The following is a 26,006-nucleotide window of genomic DNA, read 5'->3' on the forward strand; positions in this document are numbered from 1 at the left end:
TTCAATCACCAGCGTTAGGGAAGAATGGGTTGGTGTCGTCCCCGCCCAGCACCGACCAATCTGGCAACTCGTTTGTCTCGCGCGCATCGCTGCCATCGTTCTTTCCATGCCCAACCGGGTAGGACATCAACCAGTCTTCGCCGGGGATGTCTGGAAAGCCGCGAAAATTGCGGAAGTTGTTGAACTTGACCCGGCAGGTTGTCGAAAGCTTGTCACAGCCTGCTTCCAGACGAACCATGTCACCCGGTTCCACGCACGCGCGAATGGATTCCCACAACTCGATGGTCCGATTGCCTTCCGTGCCCTTGCGGTCATTCTTTATGAGACCAGTCAGATTCTTGGCCGCGCCGGTCAACACAGTGAACTTGCCACGCTCGAACCAGCGATTTGGATAAAGCGCCATATTGGCAAACTGAAACGTGGTTACGTCCGTGTTTTCACCCACAGCAATGTCCAGCTGATATCCGGACTGGTTCAGATTGAACCGGCACGCGCCGTCGCCCAGAACCGCTGAACAGGGCATCTGATAGACGCGGCCCTGCGGCTGGTTTAGTTTTTCTGACAATCCATTCAGCTCGGCCCGAAACCCACCGGCTTCGCGCGCAAGCTCACCCACGGTGCCACGAAAACGTAGATACCGCTGACTTGTGTCGTTCCAGTTGACCAGCCATGCTTCCACCTCGGCGCCGTCATACCGGCCCGCGCGAATGTCTTTTTCAGTGATCGAGGCATCGTTAAGAACGCCCAATGCTTCTGTGTTATCAACGGACAGACCGGTGGTTTGGCTCAACGCATGGGCTGTCATCCCGGTGTCTGCACGATATGAAACACCGTCAATCGTCAGATCCAGATCGTGATCGGTGAATCCATGCACGACGCCGTCACGCCGCATGACTTTCCAACACCTTGCGATCGTGGTGACGCCTTGCCCCAGATGGGCTTCAAACTCAGCAGACAACGCCATCAGACCCGTACCTCCACCACTGGAACATTTGGCGCGTCACCGGCCTGAAACGAGGCAACGGACGTATGGATGCGGTCGGTATCAAATCGAACTGGCACGTCAAACTCATAGCCTGCCGTAACCTCTGCGCCAGTTTCCGGCGCGGTCATGAAGGTCACGTTCCCGGTGGCGTAATCCACCGTGAAATGTGTGCCTTCGCTCAGCGGATCGCCCTTCAGGCCCAGCTTCACCGTGCCGTCAACCGGCTTTTGAATGGGGCGTGCATAGGTCTGCTCTCCTGATCGATAGGTCTTGATCAGTGGAAACTCGACCGTTTCCCCATCCCCCCAGGCAATGATCTGATCGGTGTATTCTGGGGATTTCGACGGCAGACTGCTTTTAAAGTCGGACCAGTCTTTCCAGCGAAACCCGACGAGCTGACCGCGCCGTGCCTCGAAGAACGAGATCAGCGTTTCCACATCGTCGAGCGACCGCATCCCGATGCCCGCATCATAGCGGCGGCGGGAATGCTCCCACGGGGTGTTGCGTTCCTCGAACCCATTGGCCAGCGTTACAACCTCGGTGCGCCGTTCCGGGCCACCAACGGACCCAAAGCTCAGATTTGCCGGAAACCGGACCTCGTGAAAAGACATGGGGAAACCCTCCTAGGTTCGAAATGACTGGGTTAACGGTGGCGTTGGCCACGTGACAGCGCGCGCGACATTTGCGCGGCGATCTGGCTTTGCGACCGCCTGAACCCTTCGACGTCAGGGGTCGAAATGTTCATGGTGATGTTGACGGGACGACCAGCGCCCCCGGCCTGCACGCCCAATCGGCCATCCGCCCCACGCGCCAGCGGCATGATCGCCTCTGGGCCCGCCTCGCCCATCAGGCCGGTGGCGCCACGCATCGGAAACGTTGTTGCGCTAGAAACCACGCCGCCCTTGGCAAATGGCACCACACGTCCCTGTGCAAAAGCCCCACCCTTTTCAAACGGCAGGAAGGCATTGGTCATGGCCCCGACCGCCTGCCCCAGAATGTCGCCGAAATGTCCCGTGACGGGCTTGATCGCCGCGTTATAGGCCGCCTGCGACATGGATTGCGCCACGCCCTTCAGGGCATCCGACAGTTTCATGCCGTCGAAAACCAATCCATCAAACGCCTTGCGCAACCCCGACGAGATGCCCGAGGACAAGGTGTTCACATCCGCGCTCAGATCCGAGACTGTCGAATGCATCCCCTTCAGTTCAAACACGAACCCTGCGGTCATCGCCTGCGCACCGCCCAGGGCTGTTTCCAACGCATCCAGTTGTTCATCAAAGCTGTCCAGACCGTTCATTCGGGGTCTCCTTTCACCCGGCGACTTGGCGTATCCGGGAACGCCTGCGCCAATTCCTCCAGCCGCGCCCGCAGGCACGGCGCGGGTTGATCATCCAGCCCGGCCATCACAATCAGCTCGACCGGGGTGAGCGCCCAGAACTGATCCGGGCGCAGCCCAAGCCGCCCCAGCCCAAGCCGCATCAGGCCGGGCCAGTCAAAGGCGGAACAGGTGCTCACGATTGCAGCTCACTGTCCGTGGGCGTGGCAAAGGCACGGCTCAGAATCTGTCCCGCCGCCTGCGCGGCACGCACCGGGCCACCGGCAATCTCGGCCGCCAGCAGATCCTGCGCGCGCCCTCGCCAGCCGCCGCCCCGCAATCCGGCAACAATCAACGCCAGCACATCCCGGCTTGAGAACGCACCGCGTTCAAACCGTTCGACCAACGCGATGATCGTATCCTCGCCAAGTTGCGCCTCAAGCTCGGCCAGCGCGCCCAGTGTCAACTTCATGACATGCGCCGTGCCGTCGATCTCTAACGTTACCTCTCCTGTCCAGGGATTTGCCATGATCACAGCGCCGTAAAGCTGAGTTCACCCGCCGACGCCATCGACAGCTCATACGTGGCCTCGCCGTTATGCGATCCCGCATATTCGACCGAAGTGATCATGAACGGTCCTTCGACCACGCCGAAACCGGGCACAATCACCTGGAAATCCGGCACCTCGTTGTCAAAAAAGATCTGCCGCGCCCGCTCGTCCGTGGTCGCATCCTTGAACACGCCCGAGCCCGAGATCGAGGCGGATTTCACACCAGCCCCGCCCAGCAACTCGCGCCAGCCACCGGTGCTTTCCAAACTTGTCACATCAACGCTTTCCGCGTTGAAACTCAGACGTGTGGCCCGAAGGCCCGCAATGGTCTCGAACACGCCGCTGCCGGTCATGTCGAGCTTGATCAAAAGGTCCTTGCCGTTTTGCGCAGCCATGGGATCACTCCGTTATTAAGGGTTAGTCGTCTTGAACACGGGCGCGGAAGAACAGGTCGATCCGGCGCACATCCGCGTCCTCGACTCGACGCGCCCGCGCGCGATGGAAATTCAGGTAAACAAGCTGGCCACGCGCCAGGGGCAGCGCCGCATCCACCAGCGCATCACTAACAGCGGCGGCCACATCCTTGGCACTTTGAAACCCGGCTTCATCCGTCACCACGCTGACCGTGATGTCATGCAGGGCGCCATACCCGGTCATATCGGACCGCTCGCGCACATCCTCGGGGCCAAGGCTGACATAGGTGCCGGTGATGATGCCCGCAGGGACCGCGTCATAGATCGCACCGGCCACGAGGGTCGACAGGGTCACATCCCCGGTCAGCCGTTGATAGACTGCCTGCTGCAAGGCGGCTGAAACACCATAGCTCATGCCGACACCTCCTCTTGGGCAAAACAGGTCAGGTAGTGGGCGCCGGCATCGGCCTCGGTCACAGCCAGGATGCGAAACAGGCGCGATCCGGCGCGAAACCTCTGGTCGGGCTGGGGGCGCGACGGAGCACCATCGGGGGCGGCCCGCACCGTGATACGAAACGCGATGGTGGAGACAGTGGCAAACCCGGCGGCACGTTCGCGGCCCGTGCGGGGCGAGATTTCGGCCCACAGCTCTCCCAATGCCTGCCAGTTTTGCGTAAATCCCCCGGCCCCGTCCGGTGTGCGCACCGGCGCTTCAAGGGTTAGTTTGCGGTTCAGGACGGGTTGCTTCATCGGCCACCCCCACCGCCAAACAGGCGCACGGTGCGATAGCGTTGGATCAACGCGGCAACCGCAGAAGGCCATTGGCTTTGTCCTATTGCAGTCCCACCCATATCAGAACGGTTTTCGTAGTAGGACGCAGCCAGCAGCATCACAGCCTGTGCCAGATCGGCAGGCATGTCCGCCCAACTCGCACCAAACCCAGCCTCGAATGCGATTACCACCTGTCCACCCACCGGGATGGCTGGCAAACACAGGCCCGTCGACACCAATCGTGGCCGGTGCATATCGGGTTCCAACACATAGCGAGCCGTGTTGATCACCTCTTCTCCGCCAAGGCGGTCGATGATCTTCAGGCTGGTGATTTGGCTGACCGGGGCCACCGGCAATGCCTGCGTGGCCAGATCGCGCCATGCGGTCAATGTCCAGGTAAAGCTGCGGGACAAAAGGATCTTGCCAGTACGCGCCTCGATGGCGGCAATCGCAGCCCTCAGATAGGATTCCAACACGGCATCCTGCACCCCGTCATCGGCAAACCCGGTGCCCAGCCGCAGGTGGTCCTTGAATTGGGCGACCGGAAGGACCGCGCCCGGCACAGTGGTCTGCTCGACTAACATCATGGATCATCTCCGAAATTCGGGTCCCTCACGTCACTTGGGATAAGGTAGGCGCGCACCGTCCGCGTTGCTCGGACGGAGGGGGAGCAGCTAGACAACACGGAGTGAGGTCGGCGCGCGCCCGGTCCCGCACCTGCCAGACGGCAGAATGCGGGTCTCGGGTTCAGTCTCTTACGAGACCGAGAACTTCAGAAGCTTGATCGCTGCGAAGTCGCTGACATCGCCGCCCACGCGTTTGGTGGCATAGAACAGCACATGCGGCTTGGCCGAGAACGGGTCGCGCAGGATGCGGGTGTCGGGACGTTCGGCAATCGTATAGCCCGCCCCGAAGTCGCCAAAGGCAATCGGGGTGGTGTCAGTGCCGATGTCCGGCATATCCTCGGCGATCAGCACCGGATAACCCAAGAGGCGTGCCGGTTCCCCAGCGGCCAGACCGTCCGACCACAGGAAGCGACCATCCATGTCCTTCATCTTGCGCACAGCCCCCGCGGTTTTCGAGTTCATCACGAACTTTGCGCCTGCGCGGTATTCAGCATCCAGCGCATAGACCAGATCAATGATTGCATCCGCCGGGTTCGACGCGTCAAAATCACCCGACGTGCCAGTTACGACATAGCCCAAATTGCCCCAAGTCCAGATGTCATTGTCCACGGACGGGTGCGCCAGAATGCCCTTGGGCTTGTCGATCCCATCACCTGAAATGAAGGCGCCAGCTTCAGCGCGGGCAAACTTGTCGGCAATGCGACCGGCCAGCCAGGTCTCGATCTCGAACGCGCTGTCATCCAGCAGGCGTTGCGACGCCTTAGGCAGGGCCGACAGCTCGTGCAGCGGGATGGTGATGCGTTCGATCGACGGGGTGCCCGTTTCGACCGAGGGGTCGGTTTCCGTGGCCCAGCCCGACCCGACATCGGAATGGTCGATCAGCACGTCATAAGACGTCGCCTCGACATTCACCACATTGGCAACCGCACGCAGCGATGCGGTGGATTTCAAAACACTCTGGATGGTTGCCGCGGTCTGCGGGTCAACCAGATAACCACCGTCGCCTGCGACCGCGGTCGACATGGCCTTGCCTTCCAGTTCCAGCCCGCGCAACCCGTCATCGTCACCCGAGCGCAGATACGCTTCGAATGCTTTTTTGTGCGGCGCCTCAAGATCGGCAGCAGCGGCAAGATGCGGGCGCCCCGCGGTGAAATTTGATTTGCGATCCAGCATGGTCAGTCGCTCTTCCTGTTGTTGAAGTTTGGTCGAAATATCGTTGTGAAAGGCGTTGATATCACTCATGAAGCCAGCCAGAGCGGTCTTCACCTCGGCAGCCGGTGTCACGCCAGTCACGGCCGACTGGCCCTGAGCTTTGGTCTCGTTCTTGCTCATCTATGGGTCCTTTTCAGGGGTTCAGATCGCTGGCTCAGCAGTGGCGGGCCAGCATGCGGCGTGCCTCGGTGATCGAAGCTGCCAGTTCGCGCAATGTGGTATCAATAGCTTGAGGCGCATCGCCCTTCGCCCCCACTCGCGCCGTCGGAAGCATGGGGAAAGTGACAAGCGACACCTCCCACAGCTCCAACTCGGTCAAAAGCCGTTGGCCCTTGTCGTTCTTGGTGGCCCGCTTGGTGCGATAGCCAATCGACAACCCGTCAATCGCGCCCGCTTCGATCAGCGCGGCGGCCTCTCGCCCCTTGGCGACATCCGTTAGAATGCGGCCTTTGACGTAAAGCCCGCGCGCATCTTCGCGCACCTCGTCCCAGACGCCGATGGGTTGGGCCGGATCGTGTTGCCACAACATCTTCACACCGCGATCCGCCTTTTTCAGTGCGCGCAGGGATTTGCCATAGGCACCAGGGGCCACGATGTCGCCGCCCGTGTCGCATTGATCAAAAAAGCTGGCATAGCCTTCGATCAGAATGCCCTCGTCCACTTCGGACGTTTCGCCCAGTTTGACGAATTTGTGTTCAAGCCCCAGATCGGGCCGGAAATCGCTCATGTGCTTTTCCTCGTTGGTTATGCGTCGTCGGATGTCAGCGGCGGCAGGCCCAGAAGGCTGCGTTTTTCAGCGTCTGACAGAAAACTGGCCTCGGCCACGCGACGCCATTGTTGGTCACGTTCAGCAGACAGCGCCGGCACTTGATCAAGATCGGGTTTCAGAACCACGCTTTCGTCAGTGAACCCCGCCAGCCAATGACCCACATTGGCCGCCACGCGCGACACCAAAGGCACTACAGTCAAGCGATAGAAGGCACGGCTGGCTTCCTGGTAATTGGCGTATGTCGCGTCGCCCGGAATACCGATCAGCATCGGCGGCACCCCGAAGGCCTGCGCGATCTCGCGTGCGGCGGCTTCCTTGGTTTTCTGGAACTCCATGTCCGAGGGGCTGAACCCCATCGGCTTCCAGTCCAGCCCGCCTTCCAGCAGCATCGGCCGCCCGGCATTGCGTGCGCCCACGTGATGGGTCTCCATCTCGGCCAGCAGGCGATCATACTGATCCGCGCTCAGCTGTGCCTGGCCATCGGCACCATTGTAGACAATCGCGCCCGACGGTCGTGCGGCATTGTCCAACAACGCCTTGGACCAACGACTGGCTGCGTTATGCACATCAATGGCCGTGGCCGCTGCCTGCAAGGGGGACAGGCCATAGTGGTCATCCTGCGGGTGGAACGCCTTGACGTGACAGATCGGGGACGTACCCTCACCGACATGGAACCGGTGTTTGCGCGTGCCAACCGTGTAGTCATAGGCGACCGGCCAGCCATCCGCCCCTGGCACAAGATTCATTCGATCTGACCGCAGCACATGCAGTTCGGTCGGCCTGCCATCAGCACCCGTCACCGCTTCGACATAGCCATTGCCGGTCAGTAGAAGCTGTCCGAAAAAGGCTTCGAACAATTCGGCCCGGCCCTGAGCATGGTTCGGTCGCGCCAGAAGCTCTAGCAGGGGATGCGTGTCAAACCGTTGCTGGTCGTCTTGCAGCACCAACGGCAGGGCGGCGGCGGCCTCGGCGATCAGCTTGACGGACCGAAAACCGACCGGGTTTGCGGCAAAGCCGGTTTTGGTCAGGCTGACCACGTCGCGCGGGCTCCAGGCGACACGAGCGGCACCACCATAGGCAATGACCGGACCTGTTGCGGACGCCTTGGTCTCGGTCGGTTGTGCCGATATATGCGCAGCGTCGCCCCGCTTGAGAAAGTCGAATACCATGTGCTGGTGCTCCTCGCGTTCTGTCCTATTGGGGTGTGACCCCCGGCAAATCTCTCTCTCCCGGTGGGCTGCAGGTCGCAGCACCGGTCGTTGAAACCTTCGTCTCAGTGATGATCAGTCAGAGTCAGTGAACCGTTGCGGCCCATGCCCTGCCTTTCGATGTTTTGCACTCTGCCATCCAAGGTTAAAAAACTGTTTAACTCAGCGAACGCACCTGCGGCCTGCGCCATTTGGCAACGGGTTCGATGATCAACTCGTGCAATGCCCAGACCAATGCATCAACGCGATCAGGGCTGCCCTTGCCCTCGTAACCCTGCACCGTCATGCGGCACATCTGATCCTCTAAAAGCGGCATCCCGCCCGTATGGATAACGCGCCCCTGCTCATAAAGCGCCGCAACAGGTTCAGCCCGTGCGCACTTGCCTCGCGTAGCCCGCACCGCGCGAAACGGCACAGTTGGGTCAATCTGTCGGATAACGCTTTCTACCAGATCGCCGCCTTGGTTGACCTCGGCCACCAACCGATCGGCACCGTGGCGTTGCATGGCCGCAATCGCCGCTTGCGCCCATTGGGACGGTGTCACGGCAGACACGCTGGCATCTTCCAGAACAACAGCGCGCCAATTCCCTGGCGCACCTTGCGCCACAACGCCCGCCACGATGATTCCGCAATCATCCGACCCTTTGTGCCCCGTGACCGGTGGATCAACAGCCACAACAATCCGGTCAAACTCAGGCAGGTCCTCGGTGCTGCGCGCCTTGTCCAGCGCCGCCATCGTCCACAGCGCGCCCTCGGTGTCTTCTAACAACACGCCGTCCAACTCTTGCCGGCCCAAACGGGTATCGGCATAGCGCGAGCGCACCTCGTCAAGGAAACTCTTTGCCAGATAGGCACGGTTTGCCTCTGTCGGCGCCTGTGTCACGACGGTTGTAGGATTCTTTAGGATTGCCTTTAGCACTCCGACATTGCGCGGAGTGGTAGTGACGCATTGCCGTGGATGGCTGCCCAACCGCAAACCAAACTGGAGCATGTCCCAAGTGTCTTCGGCCTTTTTCCATTTCGCCAATTCATCCACCCAAGCTGCATCAAACTGCGGGCCGCGTAGACTTTCCGGCTCATGGGCGGAAAACACCTGTGCCACCGCTCCGTTTGGCCACACCAGGCGCCGTCGCCCCGCTTGCCAATCCGGTCGCCGATCCGGCGGCGAGCAGGCCACTATACCGCTGTCACCAAAGATCATCACCTCGCGGACCTGATCAATGGTCTCGCCCACCAACGCGACCCGTTGCGATCGACCAGGATCAAGGGGGCCTGCCCCCTCAACCTCGGCGCGCACCCATTCGGACCCAGCGCGGGTTTTCCCCGCGCCACGACCGCCCATGATCACCCATGTGCGCCAATCACCGTCCGGCGGCAATTGATGATCCAACGCCCAGAACTCAAACAGGAATGGCAAGGCCGCCAATGCGCCATCACTTAGGCTATTCAGAAATGCTTCCCGCTCCTCTTGCGTCGCGCAGGCAAGCCAGTCTGCGCCCGATTTCATCTCGGGCCTCAGCAAGGTCGAGTGCACCTGCTCCCGCCCCGCCAAAGGCGTTGATACCACTTTGTTCAAGACGTTTCCTTTCTTCGAATACAGTTTGCATGGCACGGCGCACCTCGGTCACAGCTTTCGCCAATCCCGGTGTGGTCTCGCAATCGGCCAGTTCCGCCGCGCTCAACTGGCGGTCTAGCTCTTTCAAAACACGCAGAAAAAACGTGTCCGCGATCTTCAGGTAATCTTCCGAAGCCGCGTCCTTCCCCAAGGGCGTGATCATTGTCATTATTGTGTCTGCCTCTCATGCTCTTCTCCGCACGAGCGACATGAAAAAACGGCCCCGGGCGGAAGCCCAAGGCCGTTACATTCACGTCTTCTAGCGTATGTCAGAAGTTACGAGGGACCGTGCGTTCTGTCAAACCAACCCGCCGCAACAGCGTGCGGCAAGGTTATTTTTTGTTTACAAAATCACTCAGTTGCCCGCTGCGCTTCAATCTCGCGCCACTTGGCAACATTGCGATTGTGCTCGTCCAACGTCTCTGCAAAGGCATGTCCGCCGGTGCCATCAGCGACGAAGAAGATGAAATCCGTGCTGTCTGGGTTCAATGCCGCCTCAATCGCGGCTTTGCCGGGATTGGCAATGGGCGTCGGCGGCAATCCGTCGATGGTATAGGTGTTGTAAGGCGTTTCAGACCGCAGCTCACTTTGCCGCAATCCACGACCCAAGGCGCCCTGCCCCTTGGTGACGCCATAGATTACCGTTGGGTCCGTTTGCAGGCGCATCCCCTGGTTCAGACGATTCACGAATACGCTGGCCACCTGGCGCCGCTCCTCGGCCAAGCCAGTTTCTTTTTCGACAATAGATGCCATGATCAGCGCCGCTTCCGGGCTGTCATAGGGCAAATCCGGTGCACGTGCCTCCCAAGCCTCGGCCAAGATGGCCGACTGCGCCGTTTGCATGTCTGCAAGCAGCGTGGCACGGTCCGCGCCTTCCTTCACTTCATAGCTGTCCGGGGCCAACGTGCCTTCAGCCGGAACCTCGGCAACCTCTCCCTCAAGGAAATCGGCGCGATTAAGGCTGTCCACGATCTGCCAGCTGGTAACGCCCTCGGCCAAGGCGATACGATAGCGAGTATCACTCTCATTGCGAACCTTGGTGTAAGTCTCAGGTGCCGCGCCTTCCAGTTCAGCAGGTTTGAATTCAGCCGTAATTTCATATTCCTGCGTCGCAGGGTCCAGTTCTCGCACCTGAACCTCGGCAGCCAACACGCCAATTCGATAGACAACTTCGGTGCCACAGGTCGACGCCCCGCCGCGAGTGACCACATCGACGATTTCTTCCATCGACGCACCTTCATCGACCAAAAACGATCCAGCCTTCAGCGCAGATTTCTTATCGGAATACTCGACGCCCAACCGAAAGATAGTCGCATTAGAGATCGCCCCTTGGTCAGACAGCTTGCTGGCCACCCGAGAGAAATTTGAACCTTTCTCAACGCGCAGACAAATTGCCTCTGCCAACGGGCCAGGGTTGGTATACTGGCTCTTGCCCCATGCAATCATCCCAACCGCGATGATCAAGATGACAATGAACAGGCTAAGCGCGTTCGAGGCTATGTTGCGCCACATCAGTCCGTGACCTTGCCCATGATCAGGCTGGCATTGGTGCCACCAAAACCGAAGCTATTGGACAAAACCGTGTTGATCTCACGCTTCTCAGCCTTGTTAGCGGCAAGGCTTAGGCGCGGCTCCACCGCGGGGTTGTCCAGATTGATGGTGGGTGGTGCGATCTGGTCGCGCAGGGCAAGGATGCTGAAAATTGCTTCAACCGCTCCCGCAGCCCCCAACAGGTGACCGATCGAGCTTTTGGTCGAACTCATCGTGGCCTTATCCGCCGCATCACCCAGCAGGCGTTCAACAGCACCCAATTCAATAGTGTCTGCCATGGTCGAAGTGCCGTGCGCGTTGATGTAATCAATCGCTGACGGCTCAAGTCCGGCCTTGGCAAGGGCCGCTTTCATGGCGCGGAAACCGCCATCTCCGTCCTCGGATGGGGCAGTGATGTGATAGGCGTCACCAGACAGGCCGTATCCAAGCACCTCGGCATAGATTTTTGCACCGCGTGCCTTGGCGTGCTCGTATTCTTCCAGAACGACAATACCTGCGCCCTCACCCATAACGAAGCCATCGCGATCCACATCATAGGGACGGCTGGCTGCTTGCGGGTTGTCTTCCGCTTTGGTCGACAGGGCTTTACAAGCATTGAACCCGGCAATGCCAAGTTCGCATATCGCAGCCTCGGCACCACCCGCAATCATCACATCGGCATCACCTGTCTGAATCAGACGTGATGCATCACCAATCGCATGTGCGCCAGTCGAACAGGCGGTAACAACCGAATGGTTTGGCCCTTTGAAGCCAAACTTGATCGACACCTGTCCAGAAATCAGATTGATCAACGAACCGGGAATAAAGAATGGCGATACACGACGTGGACCGCGTTCGTTCAGAATGATTGAGGTTTCGGCAATGGTTGCCAGCCCCCCAATCCCCGAGCCGATCATGACACCCGTGCGCAGCAGGCTTTCTTCGTCCTCGGGCATCCAACCTGCGTCTTTAACGGCCATCTCGGATGCCGCCAGCCCATAGAGGATGAAATCATCCACTTTGCGGCGTTCTTTCGGCTCCATCCAATCATCAGGATTGAACGTGCCATCTGTTCCGTCGCCCAGCGGCACCTCACACGCGTATTTCGTGGTGACACGTGACGCATCGAACTTTGTAATCGGACCTGCACCCGACTGCCCGTCCAAAATACGTTTCCAGGTTTCCTCAACCCCGCACGCAAGAGGAGAAACCATACCCAGACCTGTAACGACCACTCGACGCATTATGCTGCCCTTTCTCAGGAAGTCTTTCATCCCACGCTTGATAGCGCGGCGAAGGGTTTAGGGGCAAGAGGCGTTCGGCCTGTCAGGCAAAAGCTGCCGATGTCAGGGTCTATTCGGATGATCTCAGAAGTCGGCCGGTAAGAATTGCTCACCTTCTACGCGCCACCCGGCCAACGTCTGACTACTCTTTACATTATATGAACTCTGCTCTGGCCTCAGGCTCTGGCCGCGCCACTTCAAGCGCCTCGCTCAAATCCACGTTTTTCGAGAACAGTGCACGCCCAATCAGAGTGCCCGCGATATTGGGAACATATTTTAGTCGCGCGACATCATCCAACTCATGGACAGTGCCAGCGGCAATGACCTGATGTCTGGTTTTCCCCGCCAGCTTGCTCAGAAGACCAAGCTGAGCGTCGGGTTGGTCAATGTCGCTGTCGATATCGGTGATCAGAACACTGGCCAGCGGAACATCTGCAAAGGATGCCAGGAAACTCTCGGGTGTAATCGCCACGGGGTTGCGCCAGCCATCAGTCATCAATTGGCCCTGCCAGATATCGGCCGCCAACACGATCTGGTCGGGATGTCTGTTGGCAAGTTCTTTCACCATGTCTGGATCACGCGCCGCGATAGAGCCCAGCACAACACGTCCAACTCCTTTATCGATCCAGTTTTCAACGATATCGCGGGTGCGGACTCCACCCGCAACCTGAACCGAGCATCCAGTATGTTTAATGATATCTTCAATCAGCGCGGAGTTCTCGCCTACACCGTCAACCGCGTCGAAGTCAGTGATGTGTATCCATTCGGCGCCTACTTCGACGAAGCTTTGCGCCGTCTCCACCGGGTCTACGTGCCAGATCGAGGGTTCCTCAAGACGCCCCCGACGCAAAGATACGCAACGCCCGTTCTGCAATTCAAGTGTCGGATAGATGATCATGGATCGCCTCCTTCGCCAAACCATCAATGGTTTAGTGAAATAGTAACACACCCCTGGAAGCGTATCCAAAATCGTCTGAATGCATGCTGAAAGCGTCGCGGAGTCCACACTGATGCGGAAAAAGAAACGGCCTGCCGATTGGCAGGCCGTTTCAGGAATTAGAAAGTCTCGAAACCTTACACGGCTTCCGAGATGAATTTCACGGCGTCGCCGAAGGTTTGAATGGTCTCGGCAGCGTCATCCGGAATTTCAATGCCGAACTCTTCTTCAAAGGCCATGACCAGTTCAACGGTGTCCAGGCTGTCTGCGCCAAGGTCGTCAATGAACGAGGCCGATTCCGTTACCTTGTCCTCTTCAACACCCAGGTGCTCAACAACGATTTTCTTCACGCGATCTGCGACGTCGCTCATGATAAATCCTCACGTATTTTCAGGCACATGGCCTTTTTCGGTAGACCCGGGATGGGCCATTTAGTTTTCAGCGTGTTACGCCAATATCCCCCACCCCGAAAGGTATGTTGGAGAAAAACATGCGCCGCCTATAGCACATCACATTAGATAGGCAAACGCTTTAGACCTTCAATAGGCCGGGCGGTCAAGCGCTTCCAGCCTGACCAAATCCGCTACACCATTGCCATCCCGCCATTCACATGGATCGTAGCCCCTGTGGTATAGCCCGCTTCTGACGACGCAAGATAAAGCACTGCAGCCGCAATCTCTTCTGGTGTGCCCATCCGGGCGGCTGGAATTTGTGCGTTGATCTTATCTTTCTGTTCATCGGTCAGTTTGTCGGTCATCGCGGTCGCGATAAAGCCGGGTGCAACACAGTTCGCGGTGATACCACGGCTGGCGACCTCATAGGCGATGGATTTCGTCAACCCAACCATCCCTGCCTTCGACGCGGCATAATTCACTTGTCCGGGGTTGCCCGTAGCCCCGACGATCGAACTGATATTGATGATCCGCCCCCAGCGGGCTTTCATCATCGGACGCATCACGCCACGACACAGCCGCATCGTTGAGGTCAGGTTGACGTTGATCACACTATCCCATTCCTCATCCGACATACGCATGAAGATCTGATCGCGTGTGATCCCGGCATTGTTCACCAAAATATCAACCGAGCCCAACGCCTCAACCGCTTGTTTCGGCAACGCATCGACGGCCTCGCCATCTGACAGATTGCAAGGCAATACATGTGCCCGCTCGCCCAATTCGGCAGCCAAGGCCTCAAGCGGTTCAACGCGCGTGCCAGACAATGCGACGGTCGCACCCGCTGCATGAAGAGCCTTAGCAATGGCACCCCCGATCCCGCCAGAAGCTCCGGTAATCAGTGCGTTTTTTCCATTCAGATCAAACATTTATCGTTCCTTCTTCATAATCCACCAAAGCCTATCCCCTTAGACGGGAACAAGAAGAATTTTGTATAATTCCTGGCTCTGCTCAGCCCTTCAGCGCCCCAACGGCGGCAGCTACGTCTTCAGGTGTTCCCACGGTGCGAGTTTCAACGTCCTTCGCGATGCGCCTGATCATGCCAGACAAGGCCTTCCCGGCACCGATCTCCCAGATCTCGGTCACACCTTGTTCAGCCATCCACGCCACGCTTTCACGCCAGCGAACTGAGCCGGTTACCTGTTCCACCAACAAAGATCTGATCGTCGTTGAATCAGAGATGGCCCGCGCCCGCACATTGGACACCAAGGGCACCAAAGGCGACTTCATCTCGACATGTGACAACGCCTCGGCCATCGCTTCAGCAGCGGGTTGCATCAAGGCACAATGGAATGGCGCGCTCACTGGCAACAGCACAGCACGCCGCGCCCCTTTGCCTTTCGCGATTTCAACAGCACGCTCGACCGCTTCCTTGTGACCGGATACGACCACCTGTGCCGGATCGTTGTCATTTGCCGCCTGACACACCTGATCATGCGCCGCTTCCAGCGCCACAGACTCGGCGGTTTCGAAATCCAGACCAAGAATCGCAGCCATCGCCCCAACCCCAACGGGAACAGCCTCTTGCATCGCCATGCCGCGCGCGCGCAACAAACGGGCCGCATCCGCAATGGTGAAGGTGCCGGCAGCCGCCAAAGCCGAGTATTCTCCCAAAGAGTGCCCCGCGACAAAGGAAGCGACTTCGACCGAAACGCCCTCGGCTTCCAGCGCCCGCATGGCCGCCAGAGACGTGGCCATCAGCGCGGGTTGGGCATTTTGCGTCAAGGTCAGTGCGTCTTGCTCGCCCTCCCAGATCAGAGCTGACAGCTTTTCACCAAGCGCTTCGTCAACCTCGTCAAACACGGCTTTGGCGGAAGGGTATGCATCAGCAAGGGCTTTGCCCATTCCGATGCTCTGGGCCCCCTGCCCGGGAAATACGAATGCGCGGCTCATGGGCTCTCCTGTTGCTAAATCTGTACCAATGGGCATAGCGCGCAGGGGCGTGTGGCGCAATCCGCTTTGCCATAAATGAAAATCGGCGCGCGCCAACCAAGACGAGCACCGATCCAAATTTTGAACTGATTAGTTTAAAGGGCAGAGACGCGTGCCAGCGAAATGGCATTACCTGTAGGCCGCGAAATCCTGCGGTTCTTTGGGTCGCGTCTGCGCCGCTCTCCGGTCAAATCCGAAACAAGCCGCGCTTGAATGGGTTCTAGTGCTGCCTCGCTGCCCTCGATCACTTCATAGGCGTCCATACCGCTGCCGATCCGAGCGTAAAGCGCTGCTTTGTTGGGGTCGTCTTTTGTGCGCAGGATCAAAAACGAACCGATGTCGCTGAAGGGTATCCGCGTCTCTTGCCGAAACCGATTCAGCCCGTTCCGATGCCCAATCCGCAGTTCACATCCATCTAAATCAACCTGCGCTTCGACCTGTCGTGCGTCGCGCCCATACCAGAACAACATCCAGCCCACAACGAACAGAAGTCCGGTCAGGCCAAGTTTCATCGCCATGATCAATGGATCAGCGAAAGCATTCGCCGAGAACGACCAGACACCCGCGATGATCAGAAGAAGCACCAGTCCGACAAACCGACCCGCCGCATGGGTCACACGCAACAACCCTGCTTCAGCGCCCACGGCGCTCAGCCGGTATCCCCACGTGGTTTGCAACATCGCAGGACCTTTCCGGTCTTGTGGCATTACTTCAGTGTGTTTGGTGTTTTGAATATTGCCCTGCATCATTGTGCCGCCCTTTTCAGTTCAATACCGCTGGGACTATCAGCAAAAAATCGCGACATATCCCTTGTCTACATGGCTCCCATGCAACTGTGACGGGATTAGGGCACATGTCTGGTCTTTCGCAGGCATTTGCACGACCTAAACCCTTCCGCCTGCCAACACTTCGCACACCAAGCAGGCAACAGGAAACGGCCTTGCACCATTGGTCCAGACGTGTATAAGGCACCGTCCTTTCCGTGTGTCTATGAACCGCGTGGCCTCTCGTGGATGGGGGCGGAAAGGTGAAGCCCCATCCTTTGAAGCGCGCTTGAAAAAAGAACTGGAGCTCACATGCCGCTTTACGAGCATGTCTTCATCTCGCGTCAGGACTTGTCCAATACGCAAGCTGAAAACCTCATCGAACATTTTGGCACCGTGCTGGGTGACAACGGCGGTAAAGTCGTTGACAGCGAGTACTGGGGCGTCAAAACGATGGCCTACAAGATCAATAAGAACCGCAAGGGTCACTATGCGTTCCTGAAAACCGATGCGCCCGCACCGGCTGTTCAGGAGATGGAGCGCCTGATGCGCTTGCATGACGACGTCATGCGCATTCTGACCATCAAGGTTGACGATCACGCCGAAGGTCCGTCGATCCAAATGCAAAAGCGTGACGAGCGTGGCGATCGTCGCCCCCGTGACCGCTAAGTTCGAAAGGATCTAAACCATGGCAGCTAAACCATTTTTCCGCCGTCGCAAAGTGTGCCCGTTCTCGGGCGACAACGCACCGACGATTGACTATAAAGACACACGCCTTCTGCAGCGTTATATCTCTGAGCGTGGCAAGATTGTCCCCTCGCGGATCACCGCTGTGTCGGCTAAGAAGCAACGCGAGCTGTCGCGCGCCATCAAACGCGCTCGCTTCCTCGCCCTGCTTCCCTACGCCGTGAAGTAAGGAGATCTGATTATGCAAGTTATCCTTCTGGAACGTGTGGCCAAGCTGGGTCAGATGGGCGACGTCGTTGACGTCAAGCCGGGCTTCGCCCGCAACTTCCTTCTGCCCCAAGGCAAGGCTCTCAGCGCGTCGCAAGCCAACATTGACAATTTTGAAGCCCAGAAAGCGCAGCTGGAAGCACGCAACCTGGAAACCAAAAAAGAAGCCGAGGCTCTGGCCGCGAAACTCGACGGACAGCAGTTCATCGTGATTCGGTCTGCATCGGACGCAGGCGCCCTCTACGGGTCGGTCACACCGCGTGACGCCGCAGATGTTGCCACCGAAGGCGGATTCTCCGTCGACAAAAAACAGGTCGCTCTGAAAGCCCCGATCAAATATCTGGGTCTGCATGCCGTTCATGTCATCCTGCACCCCGAAGTCGAGGTCGAAATCCACCTGAACGTCGCCCGCTCGGAAGAAGAAGCCGAACTGCAGGCATCAGGTAAATCGATTCAAGAGCTGGCTGCCGAAGCCGAAGCTGAAGCCGAGTTCGAGATTGCAGAATTGTTTGACGATATCGGCGCCGCCGCATCGGAAGACGACGAACTGGCTGAAGCCGTCGAGGACGAAGCTGAAGCCGCGGAAGAGGCCGAGAAAGAGGACTGATCCTCTTCTCACCAGAACTACCAAAGGCCGCCCTTATCCGGGGCGGCCTTTTTCGTTCGGAGTCACTGATGAGCTCGTGCCAGACGGCTAACCGGTCATCCACGCGCCCAGCATCCAGAACCCCATACCCAGCATGACCAGGTTTTCGGTCAACGAAATTGCCCCCAGCGGCACATTCGCCCCCCCGCCTACACAGGCGCAGGTCAACTCGCGCTTATCAATATATACGGCTTTGATCACGCTGATCGCGCCAATCGTACCGATGAACATGCCCACCGGCGCCACCAACCAGATCAGCGCACTGCCGGTCCCGATCAACGCCATCATGCCGATGCCGGTGTGAAGTTCGGCAAACGGATAGGCATAGCCATAGGGCACATAACGGCGCGCCAGCAGATCATAACCCAAAAAACTGTTAACGAACGCCTCGACATCGCGCAATTTCTGGATGGCAAGCGCCACCATCGAGGTTGCAAAAAACCATTTAAGCCATGTTAAAATGGGAAACCCGTCATATACGTTTAGAACAATCGCCAGTGCCATCAGTGCCGTCGCCGCAAAGATGGCGATGACTGGCTGATAAGTCGTGTCGTCTTCGCCCAGTACACGATAGCCAAAATGCTCTTTCAGATCAGAATAGCCCCCTATCCTCTCACCATCTATGAAGGTTTGCGGGGTCTCGTCCACTTCATGCGCCGCTTGGAAAGCATCCACCTGCTCGCGCGTCGTCAACAGGTTGTCTTCAACGACATATCCTTTACGCTCCAGGATTGACTTCGATTTCAAGCCGAACGGGCACAGGTGCCCCGGCATTGCCATGCGGTAAAGTGCGGCGCGCAACCCTGCGCCCTGACTTTTCGCCCGCGCAATGTCCGGGCCGTCGATTTCGTCTGCAGGGGTCATGGAAACCTCTCTTGTCCAAGCTCGGATCAATCTGCCTGCGTTTCGCGCGGCGTGCCCGCTGGCACATCGCCATTGGCTTCGATATCCATGATATAGCGTTTCATTTCCTCGATTTCGGCCCGCTGCGCTTCAATGATCGCATCGGCCAAGGCTAGAACCCGTGGGTCGGAAATGTCCGCCCGCTCACTGGTCAGAACAGCGATGGAGTGGTGCGGGATCATCGCCTTCATCCACGCAACATCCCCGACTGTTGCCTGCGACCGGACCAGACCCACGCCCAGCACGAACGCAATCGCAGCACCAGTAAAAACGGCGATGTTAGCGGTACGGTTCGTATACATGCCCAGCATGAAAACCAGCATCACAACCGCCATCATGCCCCCCATGTAAAGCGCCATCCACAACCGCGTTTGCGAGAAAAACACATGATCCATCGCGTAAGTGTTCAGATACATCAGCCCAAACATCGCAACCGTCGATGTCGCGATCATCGCAAAAAACCGACCATAGCCGACGTGCATTCCTCGATCGTCCTGCGACGGGTCCTTTTCGGCTTGGTATCCCGGGGCGTTTTGCAAGGTATCCGAATGATCAATCATCTCAAGCCTCCTGTTCAGGTCTTACAACCTCAACGCAAATGCAGCCCGATGGTTCCATGCAACACGGTCGCGCAAAATCAGCAGGCCATTGCCGATCATGGATAGTCGCTCTATCTCATCACCGGGTCGGCACCTATAAGCGAAGTTATGAAACAGTTCCCCCGGCGCGCCGTTCTGGCCTTCCTGCCCGCATTGACCATGACCGCCTGCTCGCGCGGCAAAACGACAACCAGCAAAGCGCGCGGCGGTGAAATCCCCCCGCTTTATCCCAACGAAACGCCAGAGTTGCGCGTTCTGATCAACAAGTGGGCAGACCACTACGAAATCCCGCGCGAATTGGTGCATCGGCAGGCGGTGCGGGAAAGTACGCATCGACCGTGGGCGCGCAACGGGCCGTATTGGGGACTTCTGCAAATCCTGCCTCAAACCGCCCGCACGATGGGCCATCGCGGACCCGCGTCCGAACTTCTGGACCCTGACATCAACCTGAAATATGCGGGTAAATATCTGCGCGGTGCATACATGGTTTCAGGCGGCAGTATCGAAGGCGCTATGAAATGGTACGCCAAGGGGTACTATTACGAGGCCAAACGACAAGGTCTTCTGGTCGAAACCGGGTTGCGTCCGGGCTAACCACACGGCGCAATGAAAAAAGCCGCCCAATCAGGCGGCCTTCTTGGTAATCGGCAAAGCCAGTCTTATTCGTCTTCCAGCGCCTCAACGGCTTTTTGCAAGTCGTCTTTGGACACGTCTTTTTCCGACACTTTTGCCAGCTCGAACACATAGTCGATGACTTTGTCTTCAAACAGCGGTGCCTGGATTTGCTGGCGCATCTGCGGGTTTTGCTGAACAAATTCAAAGAATTGTTTCTCTTGTCCCGGATACTGACGGGCTTGATTCATCACCGCCTGAGTCATCTCGGCGTCCGAGACTTCGATCTCGGCCTTCTGGCCAAGTTCGGCCAGCAGCAGACCAAGGCGCACGCGGCGTCCAGCCAACTTGATATGCTCATCTGTCGGCTCTACTTCCGGGTGGTCGTGACCTTCCACTTCCGGGTTCTCTTCGTGCCACAGTTGATGCGCGATTTGCTTGGCTTCGGCATCCAGAAGCGACGGCGGCAAGTCGAAATCAACCAGCTTATCCAACGCATCCAGCAGATTGCGTTTCATCACGGCGCGCGCGGCACCCGAGAACTCGGCCTCAAGGCGTTCGCTGATCTGACCTTTCAGGCGATCAAGATCTTCGGCACCAAATTTCTTGGCAAGCTCGTCGTTGATCTCGGCAGCTACTGGTTCTTTGACTGCTTTCACTTTGCAGTCAAAAACGGCGTCTTTGCCCGCCAGGTTTTCAGCGCCATATTCAGCGGGGAAAGATACTTTGACTTCGACGTCATCGCCCGGTTTCGCGCCGACCAGCTGCTCTTCAAAGCCCGGAATGAACGATCCTGACCCCAGCACAAGCGGATAGTCCTCCGCCGCGCCGCCGTCGAACGCTTCGCCGTCAACTTTACCAAGGAAGTCGATCACAATCTGATCGCCATCTTTGGCTTTCGAGCCTTTCTTGCGGTCTTTGAAGTCCTGCGCGGTTTCAGCCAGGCTGCCCAAGGCTTCTTCGATGTCCGCGTCGCCGGCCTTTACAACCAGTTTTTCCAGCTTGATACCTTTCAGGTCGACTTCCGGAATCTCGGGAAGAGCTTCATAGCTCATCTCGATCTCAACGTCGTCGCCTTCTTTCCAATCTTCATTGGTCATCTTCACGTCAGGCTGCATCGCAGGGCGGTCGCCACTGTCTTCGAAATGCTTGCTCATCGCACCGTCGACAGCTTCCTGCATGGCTTCGCCCATCAGACGCTGACCAAACTGCTTCTTCAGCAGCGCCATCGGAACTTTACCTTTGCGGAAGCCTTTCATTTCGACTTCGGGCTGCGCTTCAACCAGCTTTTCGTTGACTTTAGCGTCCAGATCAGCGGCCGGAACCACAATCTTATAGCCGCGTTTCAGACCTTCGTTCAGGGTCTCGGTGACCTGCATCATTTCGTCCTTTTCCGTCTTTTGGTGCGGGTGGAGGGACTTGAACCCCCACGCCTCGCGGCGCCAGAACCTAAATCTGGTGCGTCTACCAATTTCGCCACACCCGCAAAAACCGTGGGCAGCCCGCACTGGTTTCGCAGGGGCCGCCCAAATTCGCGCCCTTCTAACACCAGTATAGTCGGGATGCGAGAGGAAAAACGCGCCAGACCACCACGGATCAGCGGCAAAACGCGCTGTATTGGTCACAGGCGTGCCAGGATTGACCCGACTACGCCGCCAGAGGTCAGAAATCGGGTGCTTTTATCAACGACGTTGCTAGCGTGCGAAGAATAAGCAGAGCCCGGATACCGGGCCACAGACGAAGGCAGGACGTTAATGACACCCAACCCCTTTTCGGGCGGCATGGTGGCTGGGGATGTGCGCAGCACGCCTCCAACCGCTGGTATTGGCCCCGGCGCAGCGATTCACACTCAACACGGCGACCGATTGATCGAAACAATTGTCCCCGGCGATCGCATCATCACCCCAGACGGCGGACGCGCCCGCGTATCGGCAATCTCAGTCTTAGTCGTCCCGACGCGAACATTATGCAGAATTTCGCCCGACGCATTGCCCGAAGATCGAAGGGGCGGACAATCAAACCCACTGATCGTATCATTGCAACAGATCATTCGGGTCACAGGCTGGCTGGCACGTGCAATGTTCAGGCGCAATCAAGCGCTTGTACCCGTTTCCGCGTTGGTGGACCGTGACTTCGTGCGCAAAATGACGCTGGACGCCGAACTTCCGCTGTTCCAGTTGCATTGCGAGACGCCAGCCCTGTTTTGCGCAGGCGGATTGCAAATGCTCGCAACCCCCAGCAAACAGTACGCCCGTTAGACACCCAGCTTTCGAAATACCTGCGGCAACATCTCGGGCAAGTCTTCGGCGACCAATCCCGGTCCAAACTCCAACGCGCATTCGACGTGCAGCCACGCTGCGGATTCTGCCGACTGCATTGGGCTGAACCCACGCGCCATCAGCCCTGTGATGAACCCCGCCAACACATCGCCAGATCCCGCTGTCGCTAGCCACGGCGCAGACCGTTCATATGCTGCTGAGTTGATCGAGCACGTCCCGTCCGGCGCAGCAATCACGGTATCCGAACCTTTGAACAGCACGACACAGCCTGCCCGCGCGGCGGCTTCGCGGGTCGCATCCACTTTAGAGTAAGCTGGACCTTTTGTGGCGGGGGCGTTCAGCTTCTCGGCGATATCCGGGAACAGCCGCGCGAATTCACCGGCATGGGGGGTTAGCACACAATCTTCATGCAGCGCTCCAAACAACTCGGCGGGATTGTCCACATAGGCAGTCAACGCATCCGCATCCAACACAGTCGCGCGCTTGGCGGCCAAAGCTACCGGCACCAGATCCCGCGCACGCTCAAGGCCCAATCCGGGGCCAAGGCACAGCGCATTGAGCCGCTCATCCGCGAGCACCGCCGTCAACGTCTGCGCGTCCCCAACAGGCGACAGCATAATTGCATCCAACCGCGCCGCGTTTTCCTGAAGCGCGCCGGGTGTTGGGGCGACGGTGACAAGCCCTGCCCCGATCCGAAGCGCCCCGCGCGCTGCGAGCCGCGCCGCGCCGCCTTTGCCCGATTGTCCAGAGAGGATGAGGGCATGGCCGTGGGCATATTTGTGGCTTTGCGCACCCCTCCGCTTATCAAGATCGTTTCCGGGCCATGCACGCTTGGATCGACCCTTTGGAACGTCGAAATCTAGCAAGCGTGCCACGTCATTCGAATGCGGCCAGAGCAAGTGCGCCGGATGGCGATCCTCTTTGCCCAATCCGATGTCACATACCACCACTTTTCGACTGACATCCGACAGAACATGCCCAAGCTTGCGTCGATGAAACGCAATTGTCAGATCAGGTAGAAGAAGCCGCTTTGACGCGTCATTCTGCCACCACTCCCAGTGACTCTCCCAGTTCTCTTCGTCTTCTGGGTCCCCGCTGAACTCAGGTAAAAGAAACTTACCGCTATCAGTATCCAGCCCAGAAGGGGTGTCTATCGCAACCCGATGGTAAGGCACCAGCCAGGGATGCCTATCGCCAACATCTCTTTTTTCAATCGCGTGAAATGCAAGCGCGCAATCGAGAGGTATCGCACGTGTGAGTCCCGTCCCGAACATCGCATCGATCAGCAACGTTGGCCGCGACCCGGAAGCAACCGCGTCGACTTCTAATTTCTTTACTGCCCCCATCGAGCACCAGACGTCGTAATTTGTCCGAGCATCAGGCGGCAATTTTTCCGGGTCGCCAAAAAGAAACACTTCGACGCCCCAACCTTTGTCCAAAAGCCTCCGTGCTGCCACAAACCCGTCGCCGCCGTTGTTCCCCGGTCCGCACAGCACCACCGCCTTATGAGAAGTCTTCGCGAGCTCTGGCCATTCCTCGAATATCGCCTCGACCACGCCCCTGCCCGCGCGCTCCATCAGTTCAAGCCCGGTGACCTCACCTGAGTCGATGGCCGCTTGCTCGATCGCCCTCATTTGGGTCGCTGTCAGCAGTTCCGTCATGGGTCTCCTTTCGCCATCTGCTCAATTCTTGAACCAACTGCCTATTTTTTATGCAATTGCCCGGAATACAGCCGTTCCGGGCTGCTCTACATCAGCCTATCCAATTGTCCCTCTCATAGGAAAGTGGTCTTTGGGTCGCAACGCGAGCAACCACATGAGGGATGCAGATGAAAAAGATCGAAGCCATCATCAAGCCGTTCAAGCTGGATGAAGTGAAAGAAGCGCTTCAGGACATCGGGGTGCAAGGCCTGTCGGTGATCGAAGTAAAGGGTTTTGGCCGCCAAAAGGGTCACACCGAGCTTTATCGCGGTGCTGAATATGTCGTCGACTTCCTGCCCAAGGTGAAAATCGAAGTTGTGCTTCCCGCCGATCAGGTGGACGAGGCCATCGAAGCCATCGTTGAAGCCGCAAAGACAGATAAAATCGGCGACGGCAAGATTTTCGTCACCCCCGTCGAACAAGCCATCCGCATCCGCACCGGTGAAACCGGTTTGGACGCGATCTGACCCAATCTCGATAAGATACGAACCAGAGGAAAAACCATGAGCGTTAAAGACGTACTCTCAATGATCAAGAATGACGACATTGCCTATGTCGACATCCGCTTCACCGATGTGCGCGGCAAGCTGCAGCACGTCACCGTGGATTGCGACCTTGTCGACGAAGACTTCCTTGAAGAAGGCTTCATGTTCGACGGTTCGTCCATCGCGGGCTGGAAGTCGATTGAAAACTCCGACATGAAGCTGATGCCCGACACAGAGAGCGCCTATGTCGATCCGTTCTACGCAGAAAAGACACTGTGTTTGCACTGCTCGATCGTCGAGCCGGACACGGGCGAATCCTATGGTCGCGACCCGCGTGGCACCGCGCAGAAGGCCGAGGCCTACCTGAAATCTTCCGGCATCGGTGACGTCGCCTATATGGGCCCGGAAGCAGAGTTCTTCCTGTTTGACGATGTGCGCTTCTCGAACACCATGAACAAAGTGTCGTTCGAAGTGGACGCTGTTGACGCGTCTTGGAATTCGGACACCGAATACGAGATGGGCAACACGGGCCACCGTCCGGGCATCAAAGGCGGTTACTTCCCCGTGAACCCGATTGACGACGCGCAAGACCTGCGGTCGGAAATGCTGACTACGATGAAGCAGCTTGGCATGAAGACCGACAAGCATCACCATGAAGTGGCGTCGTGCCAGCACGAGCTTGGCCTGATATTTGACAGCCTGACCAAACAGGCTGATGAACTGCAGAAATATAAGTATGTGATCCACAACGTCGCACATGCCTACGGCAAAACGGCCACCTTCATGCCTAAGCCCATCGCAGGTGACAACGGCACGGGGATGCACGTGAACATGTCGATCTGGAAAGATGGCAAGCCATTGTTTGCGGGTGACAAATACGCTGACCTGTCGCAAGAAGCGATCTGGTTCATCGGTGGCATCCTGAAGCACGCCAAAACGCTGAATGCCTTCACCAACCCGTCGACCAACAGCTACAAGCGTCTGATCCCGGGTTTCGAAGCCCCCGTCCTGCGCGCTTACTCGGCTCGCAACCGGTCCGGGTGTGTGCGTATTCCGTGGACCGAAAGCCCGAAAGCCAAACGCGTCGAGGCACGTTTCCCTGATCCGGCCGCGAACCCCTACCTGGCCTTTGCTGCCCTTCTGATGGCTGGCCTTGACGGCATCAAAAACAAGATCGACCCCGGTCCGGCACAGGACAAGAACCTGTATGATCTGCCCGCAGAAGAGCTGGAAGGCATCGACACGGTTTGCGCGTCCTTGCGTGAAGCACTGGATAGCCTGAAAGCTGACCACGACTTCCTTCTGGCCGGTGACGTTTTCACCAAGGATCAGATCGACGGCTATCTGGATCTGAAATGGGAAGAGGTCTACGCTTACGAGCACACACCGCACCCGATCGAGTATCAGCTTTACTACAGCTGCTGATACCAACACAGAAACAAAGAAAGGGCGCCGAATTTGGCGCC

32 protein-coding genes and 1 tRNA gene are annotated in these 26,006 nt (G+C 57.9%); 7 read left to right on the forward strand and 26 right to left on the reverse strand.

Features of this window, described 5'->3' with window-relative positions; all coding sequences use genetic code 11:
* Position 1: 1 nt before the first annotated feature.
* From MWU51_RS07925 to MWU51_RS08025, 21 genes are all read right to left on the reverse strand, one after another.
* The gene (locus tag MWU51_RS07925) at positions 2 to 964 is read right to left on the reverse strand and encodes a DUF2163 domain-containing protein (protein ID WP_247036170.1); all 963 of its coding nucleotides are present in this window, start codon (positions 962 to 964) and stop codon (positions 2 to 4) included.
* Positions 964 to 1,596: a DUF2460 domain-containing protein gene (locus MWU51_RS07930; protein WP_247036172.1), complete on the reverse strand. Its 633-nt coding sequence runs from the start codon at positions 1,594 to 1,596 to the stop codon at positions 964 to 966. The genes MWU51_RS07925 and MWU51_RS07930 overlap by 1 nt, the downstream gene beginning before the upstream one ends.
* A 32-nt stretch (positions 1,597 to 1,628) precedes the next feature.
* The gene (locus MWU51_RS07935) at positions 1,629 to 2,282 is read right to left on the reverse strand and encodes a phage tail tape measure protein (protein WP_247036174.1); all 654 of its coding nucleotides are present in this window, start codon (positions 2,280 to 2,282) and stop codon (positions 1,629 to 1,631) included.
* Complete coding sequence (locus tag MWU51_RS07940) at positions 2,279 to 2,500, reverse strand: rcc01693 family protein (RefSeq protein ID WP_348646723.1); 222 nt, start codon at positions 2,498 to 2,500, stop codon at positions 2,279 to 2,281. The genes MWU51_RS07935 and MWU51_RS07940 overlap by 4 nt, the downstream gene beginning before the upstream one ends.
* Positions 2,497 to 2,829 carry a gene transfer agent family protein gene (locus MWU51_RS07945; protein WP_247036176.1) on the reverse strand — a complete coding sequence of 111 codons (333 nt, stop codon included), beginning with the start codon at positions 2,827 to 2,829 and terminating at the stop codon, positions 2,497 to 2,499. Before MWU51_RS07945 ends, MWU51_RS07940 begins: the two co-directional genes overlap by 4 nt.
* Before the next feature lie 2 nt (positions 2,830 to 2,831).
* The gene (locus MWU51_RS07950; RefSeq protein WP_247036178.1) at positions 2,832 to 3,245 is read right to left on the reverse strand and encodes a phage major tail protein, TP901-1 family; all 414 of its coding nucleotides are present in this window, start codon (positions 3,243 to 3,245) and stop codon (positions 2,832 to 2,834) included.
* A 22-nt stretch (positions 3,246 to 3,267) separates the two neighbouring features.
* Positions 3,268 to 3,678 (reverse strand): DUF3168 domain-containing protein, encoded by a 411-nt coding sequence (locus MWU51_RS07955; RefSeq protein ID WP_247036180.1) that lies wholly within the window; start codon positions 3,676 to 3,678, stop codon positions 3,268 to 3,270.
* Entirely contained in the window at positions 3,675 to 4,013 is a 339-nt protein-coding gene (locus MWU51_RS07960; RefSeq protein WP_247036182.1) for a phage head closure protein, read from the reverse strand. Before MWU51_RS07960 ends, MWU51_RS07955 begins: the two co-directional genes overlap by 4 nt.
* On the reverse strand, positions 4,010 to 4,621 hold the full coding sequence (locus tag MWU51_RS07965) for a hypothetical protein (protein WP_247036185.1): 612 nt from the start codon (positions 4,619 to 4,621) through the stop codon (positions 4,010 to 4,012). Before MWU51_RS07965 ends, MWU51_RS07960 begins: the two co-directional genes overlap by 4 nt.
* Before the next feature lie 168 nt (positions 4,622 to 4,789).
* Positions 4,790 to 5,992: a phage major capsid protein gene (locus MWU51_RS07970; RefSeq protein ID WP_247036187.1), complete on the reverse strand. Its 1,203-nt coding sequence runs from the start codon at positions 5,990 to 5,992 to the stop codon at positions 4,790 to 4,792.
* A 34-nt stretch (positions 5,993 to 6,026) separates the two neighbouring features.
* Entirely contained in the window at positions 6,027 to 6,599 is a 573-nt protein-coding gene (locus MWU51_RS07975) for an HK97 family phage prohead protease (RefSeq protein WP_247036189.1), read from the reverse strand.
* 17 nt (positions 6,600 to 6,616) lie between these two features.
* Positions 6,617 to 7,810: a phage portal protein gene (locus MWU51_RS07980; protein ID WP_247036192.1), complete on the reverse strand. Its 1,194-nt coding sequence runs from the start codon at positions 7,808 to 7,810 to the stop codon at positions 6,617 to 6,619.
* Between the two features lie 196 nt (positions 7,811 to 8,006).
* Positions 8,007 to 9,356: a terminase family protein gene (locus tag MWU51_RS07985; RefSeq protein WP_247036194.1), complete on the reverse strand. Its 1,350-nt coding sequence runs from the start codon at positions 9,354 to 9,356 to the stop codon at positions 8,007 to 8,009.
* A complete protein-coding gene (locus MWU51_RS07990; RefSeq protein WP_247036196.1) occupies positions 9,292 to 9,633 on the reverse strand; it encodes a hypothetical protein in 342 nt (113 codons plus the stop codon). Before MWU51_RS07990 ends, MWU51_RS07985 begins: the two co-directional genes overlap by 65 nt.
* 182 nt (positions 9,634 to 9,815) lie before the next feature.
* Positions 9,816 to 10,976 (reverse strand): endolytic transglycosylase MltG, encoded by a 1,161-nt coding sequence (mltG, locus tag MWU51_RS07995; protein WP_247036197.1) that lies wholly within the window; start codon positions 10,974 to 10,976, stop codon positions 9,816 to 9,818.
* A complete protein-coding gene (gene fabF, locus MWU51_RS08000; RefSeq protein ID WP_247036201.1) occupies positions 10,976 to 12,238 on the reverse strand; it encodes a beta-ketoacyl-ACP synthase II in 1,263 nt (420 codons plus the stop codon). The genes mltG and fabF overlap by 1 nt, the downstream gene beginning before the upstream one ends.
* A 193-nt stretch (positions 12,239 to 12,431) precedes the next feature.
* Entirely contained in the window at positions 12,432 to 13,175 is a 744-nt protein-coding gene (locus MWU51_RS08005) for a 1-(5-phosphoribosyl)-5-[(5-phosphoribosylamino)methylideneamino] imidazole-4-carboxamide isomerase (RefSeq protein WP_247036202.1), read from the reverse strand.
* 176 nt (positions 13,176 to 13,351) lie between these two features.
* A complete protein-coding gene (locus MWU51_RS08010; protein WP_091430496.1) occupies positions 13,352 to 13,585 on the reverse strand; it encodes an acyl carrier protein in 234 nt (77 codons plus the stop codon).
* A 212-nt stretch (positions 13,586 to 13,797) separates the two neighbouring features.
* Entirely contained in the window at positions 13,798 to 14,535 is a 738-nt protein-coding gene (gene fabG / locus MWU51_RS08015; protein ID WP_247036203.1) for a 3-oxoacyl-[acyl-carrier-protein] reductase, read from the reverse strand.
* 82 nt (positions 14,536 to 14,617) lie between these two features.
* Positions 14,618 to 15,559, reverse strand: coding sequence for an ACP S-malonyltransferase (gene fabD, locus MWU51_RS08020; RefSeq protein ID WP_247036205.1), 942 nt, complete (start codon positions 15,557 to 15,559; stop codon positions 14,618 to 14,620).
* A gap of 134 nt (positions 15,560 to 15,693) precedes the next feature.
* Positions 15,694 to 16,347: a hypothetical protein gene (locus MWU51_RS08025; RefSeq protein ID WP_247036207.1), complete on the reverse strand. Its 654-nt coding sequence runs from the start codon at positions 16,345 to 16,347 to the stop codon at positions 15,694 to 15,696.
* Positions 16,348 to 16,674: 327 nt separating this feature from the next.
* On the opposite strand from MWU51_RS08025, the gene rpsF reads away from it, so the two are divergent.
* Genes rpsF through rplI form a run of 3 tightly spaced genes read left to right on the forward strand, consistent with a single transcriptional unit; the run spans position 16,675 to position 17,923 of the window.
* On the forward strand, positions 16,675 to 17,031 hold the full coding sequence (gene rpsF, locus MWU51_RS08030) for a 30S ribosomal protein S6 (protein ID WP_247036208.1): 357 nt from the start codon (positions 16,675 to 16,677) through the stop codon (positions 17,029 to 17,031).
* 19 nt (positions 17,032 to 17,050) lie between these two features.
* A complete protein-coding gene (gene rpsR, locus MWU51_RS08035) occupies positions 17,051 to 17,278 on the forward strand; it encodes a 30S ribosomal protein S18 (RefSeq protein WP_158977458.1) in 228 nt (75 codons plus the stop codon).
* A gap of 12 nt (positions 17,279 to 17,290) precedes the next feature.
* Positions 17,291 to 17,923, forward strand: a complete 633-nt coding sequence (rplI, locus tag MWU51_RS08040; RefSeq protein ID WP_247036210.1) for a 50S ribosomal protein L9 — start codon at positions 17,291 to 17,293, stop codon at positions 17,921 to 17,923.
* 87 nt (positions 17,924 to 18,010) lie between these two features.
* Here the strand turns inward: rplI and MWU51_RS08045 are convergent, their stop codons facing one another.
* Positions 18,011 to 18,742, reverse strand: a complete 732-nt coding sequence (locus MWU51_RS08045) for a glutaredoxin (RefSeq protein ID WP_247038772.1) — start codon at positions 18,740 to 18,742, stop codon at positions 18,011 to 18,013.
* Positions 18,743 to 18,852: 110 nt separating this feature from the next.
* A complete protein-coding gene (locus MWU51_RS08050; RefSeq protein WP_247036212.1) occupies positions 18,853 to 19,425 on the reverse strand; it encodes a DUF305 domain-containing protein in 573 nt (190 codons plus the stop codon).
* A gap of 147 nt (positions 19,426 to 19,572) precedes the next feature.
* On the opposite strand from MWU51_RS08050, the gene MWU51_RS08055 reads away from it, so the two are divergent.
* Positions 19,573 to 20,058: a lytic transglycosylase domain-containing protein gene (locus tag MWU51_RS08055; protein WP_247036214.1), complete on the forward strand. Its 486-nt coding sequence runs from the start codon at positions 19,573 to 19,575 to the stop codon at positions 20,056 to 20,058.
* A gap of 65 nt (positions 20,059 to 20,123) precedes the next feature.
* Here MWU51_RS08055 and tig read toward each other — a convergent pair whose 3' ends face one another.
* Both tig and MWU51_RS08065 read right to left on the reverse strand, forming a co-directional pair.
* Positions 20,124 to 21,455: a trigger factor gene (tig, locus tag MWU51_RS08060; RefSeq protein ID WP_247036215.1), complete on the reverse strand. Its 1,332-nt coding sequence runs from the start codon at positions 21,453 to 21,455 to the stop codon at positions 20,124 to 20,126.
* Between the two features lie 22 nt (positions 21,456 to 21,477).
* Positions 21,478 to 21,562 (reverse strand) — tRNA-Leu (locus MWU51_RS08065).
* Between the two features lie 268 nt (positions 21,563 to 21,830).
* Between MWU51_RS08065 and MWU51_RS08070 the strand changes: the two genes are divergently transcribed.
* Positions 21,831 to 22,334 (forward strand): Hint domain-containing protein, encoded by a 504-nt coding sequence (locus tag MWU51_RS08070; RefSeq protein ID WP_247036216.1) that lies wholly within the window; start codon positions 21,831 to 21,833, stop codon positions 22,332 to 22,334.
* On the opposite strand, the gene MWU51_RS08075 is transcribed toward MWU51_RS08070, so the two are convergent.
* The gene (locus MWU51_RS08075) at positions 22,331 to 24,016 is read right to left on the reverse strand and encodes an NAD(P)H-hydrate dehydratase (RefSeq protein ID WP_247036217.1); all 1,686 of its coding nucleotides are present in this window, start codon (positions 24,014 to 24,016) and stop codon (positions 22,331 to 22,333) included. The genes MWU51_RS08070 and MWU51_RS08075 overlap by 4 nt on opposite strands.
* A gap of 167 nt (positions 24,017 to 24,183) precedes the next feature.
* Between MWU51_RS08075 and MWU51_RS08080 the strand changes: the two genes are divergently transcribed.
* Both MWU51_RS08080 and glnA read left to right on the forward strand, forming a co-directional pair.
* Entirely contained in the window at positions 24,184 to 24,522 is a 339-nt protein-coding gene (locus MWU51_RS08080; RefSeq protein ID WP_247036218.1) for a P-II family nitrogen regulator, read from the forward strand.
* Positions 24,523 to 24,558: 36 nt separating this feature from the next.
* Positions 24,559 to 25,965: a type I glutamate--ammonia ligase gene (glnA, locus tag MWU51_RS08085; protein WP_247036219.1), complete on the forward strand. Its 1,407-nt coding sequence runs from the start codon at positions 24,559 to 24,561 to the stop codon at positions 25,963 to 25,965.
* Positions 25,966 to 26,006 lie beyond the last annotated feature (41 nt).

It is taken from the genome of Aliiroseovarius sp. F47248L, assembly GCF_023016085.1.
Classification (GTDB): domain Bacteria; phylum Pseudomonadota; class Alphaproteobacteria; order Rhodobacterales; family Rhodobacteraceae; genus Aliiroseovarius.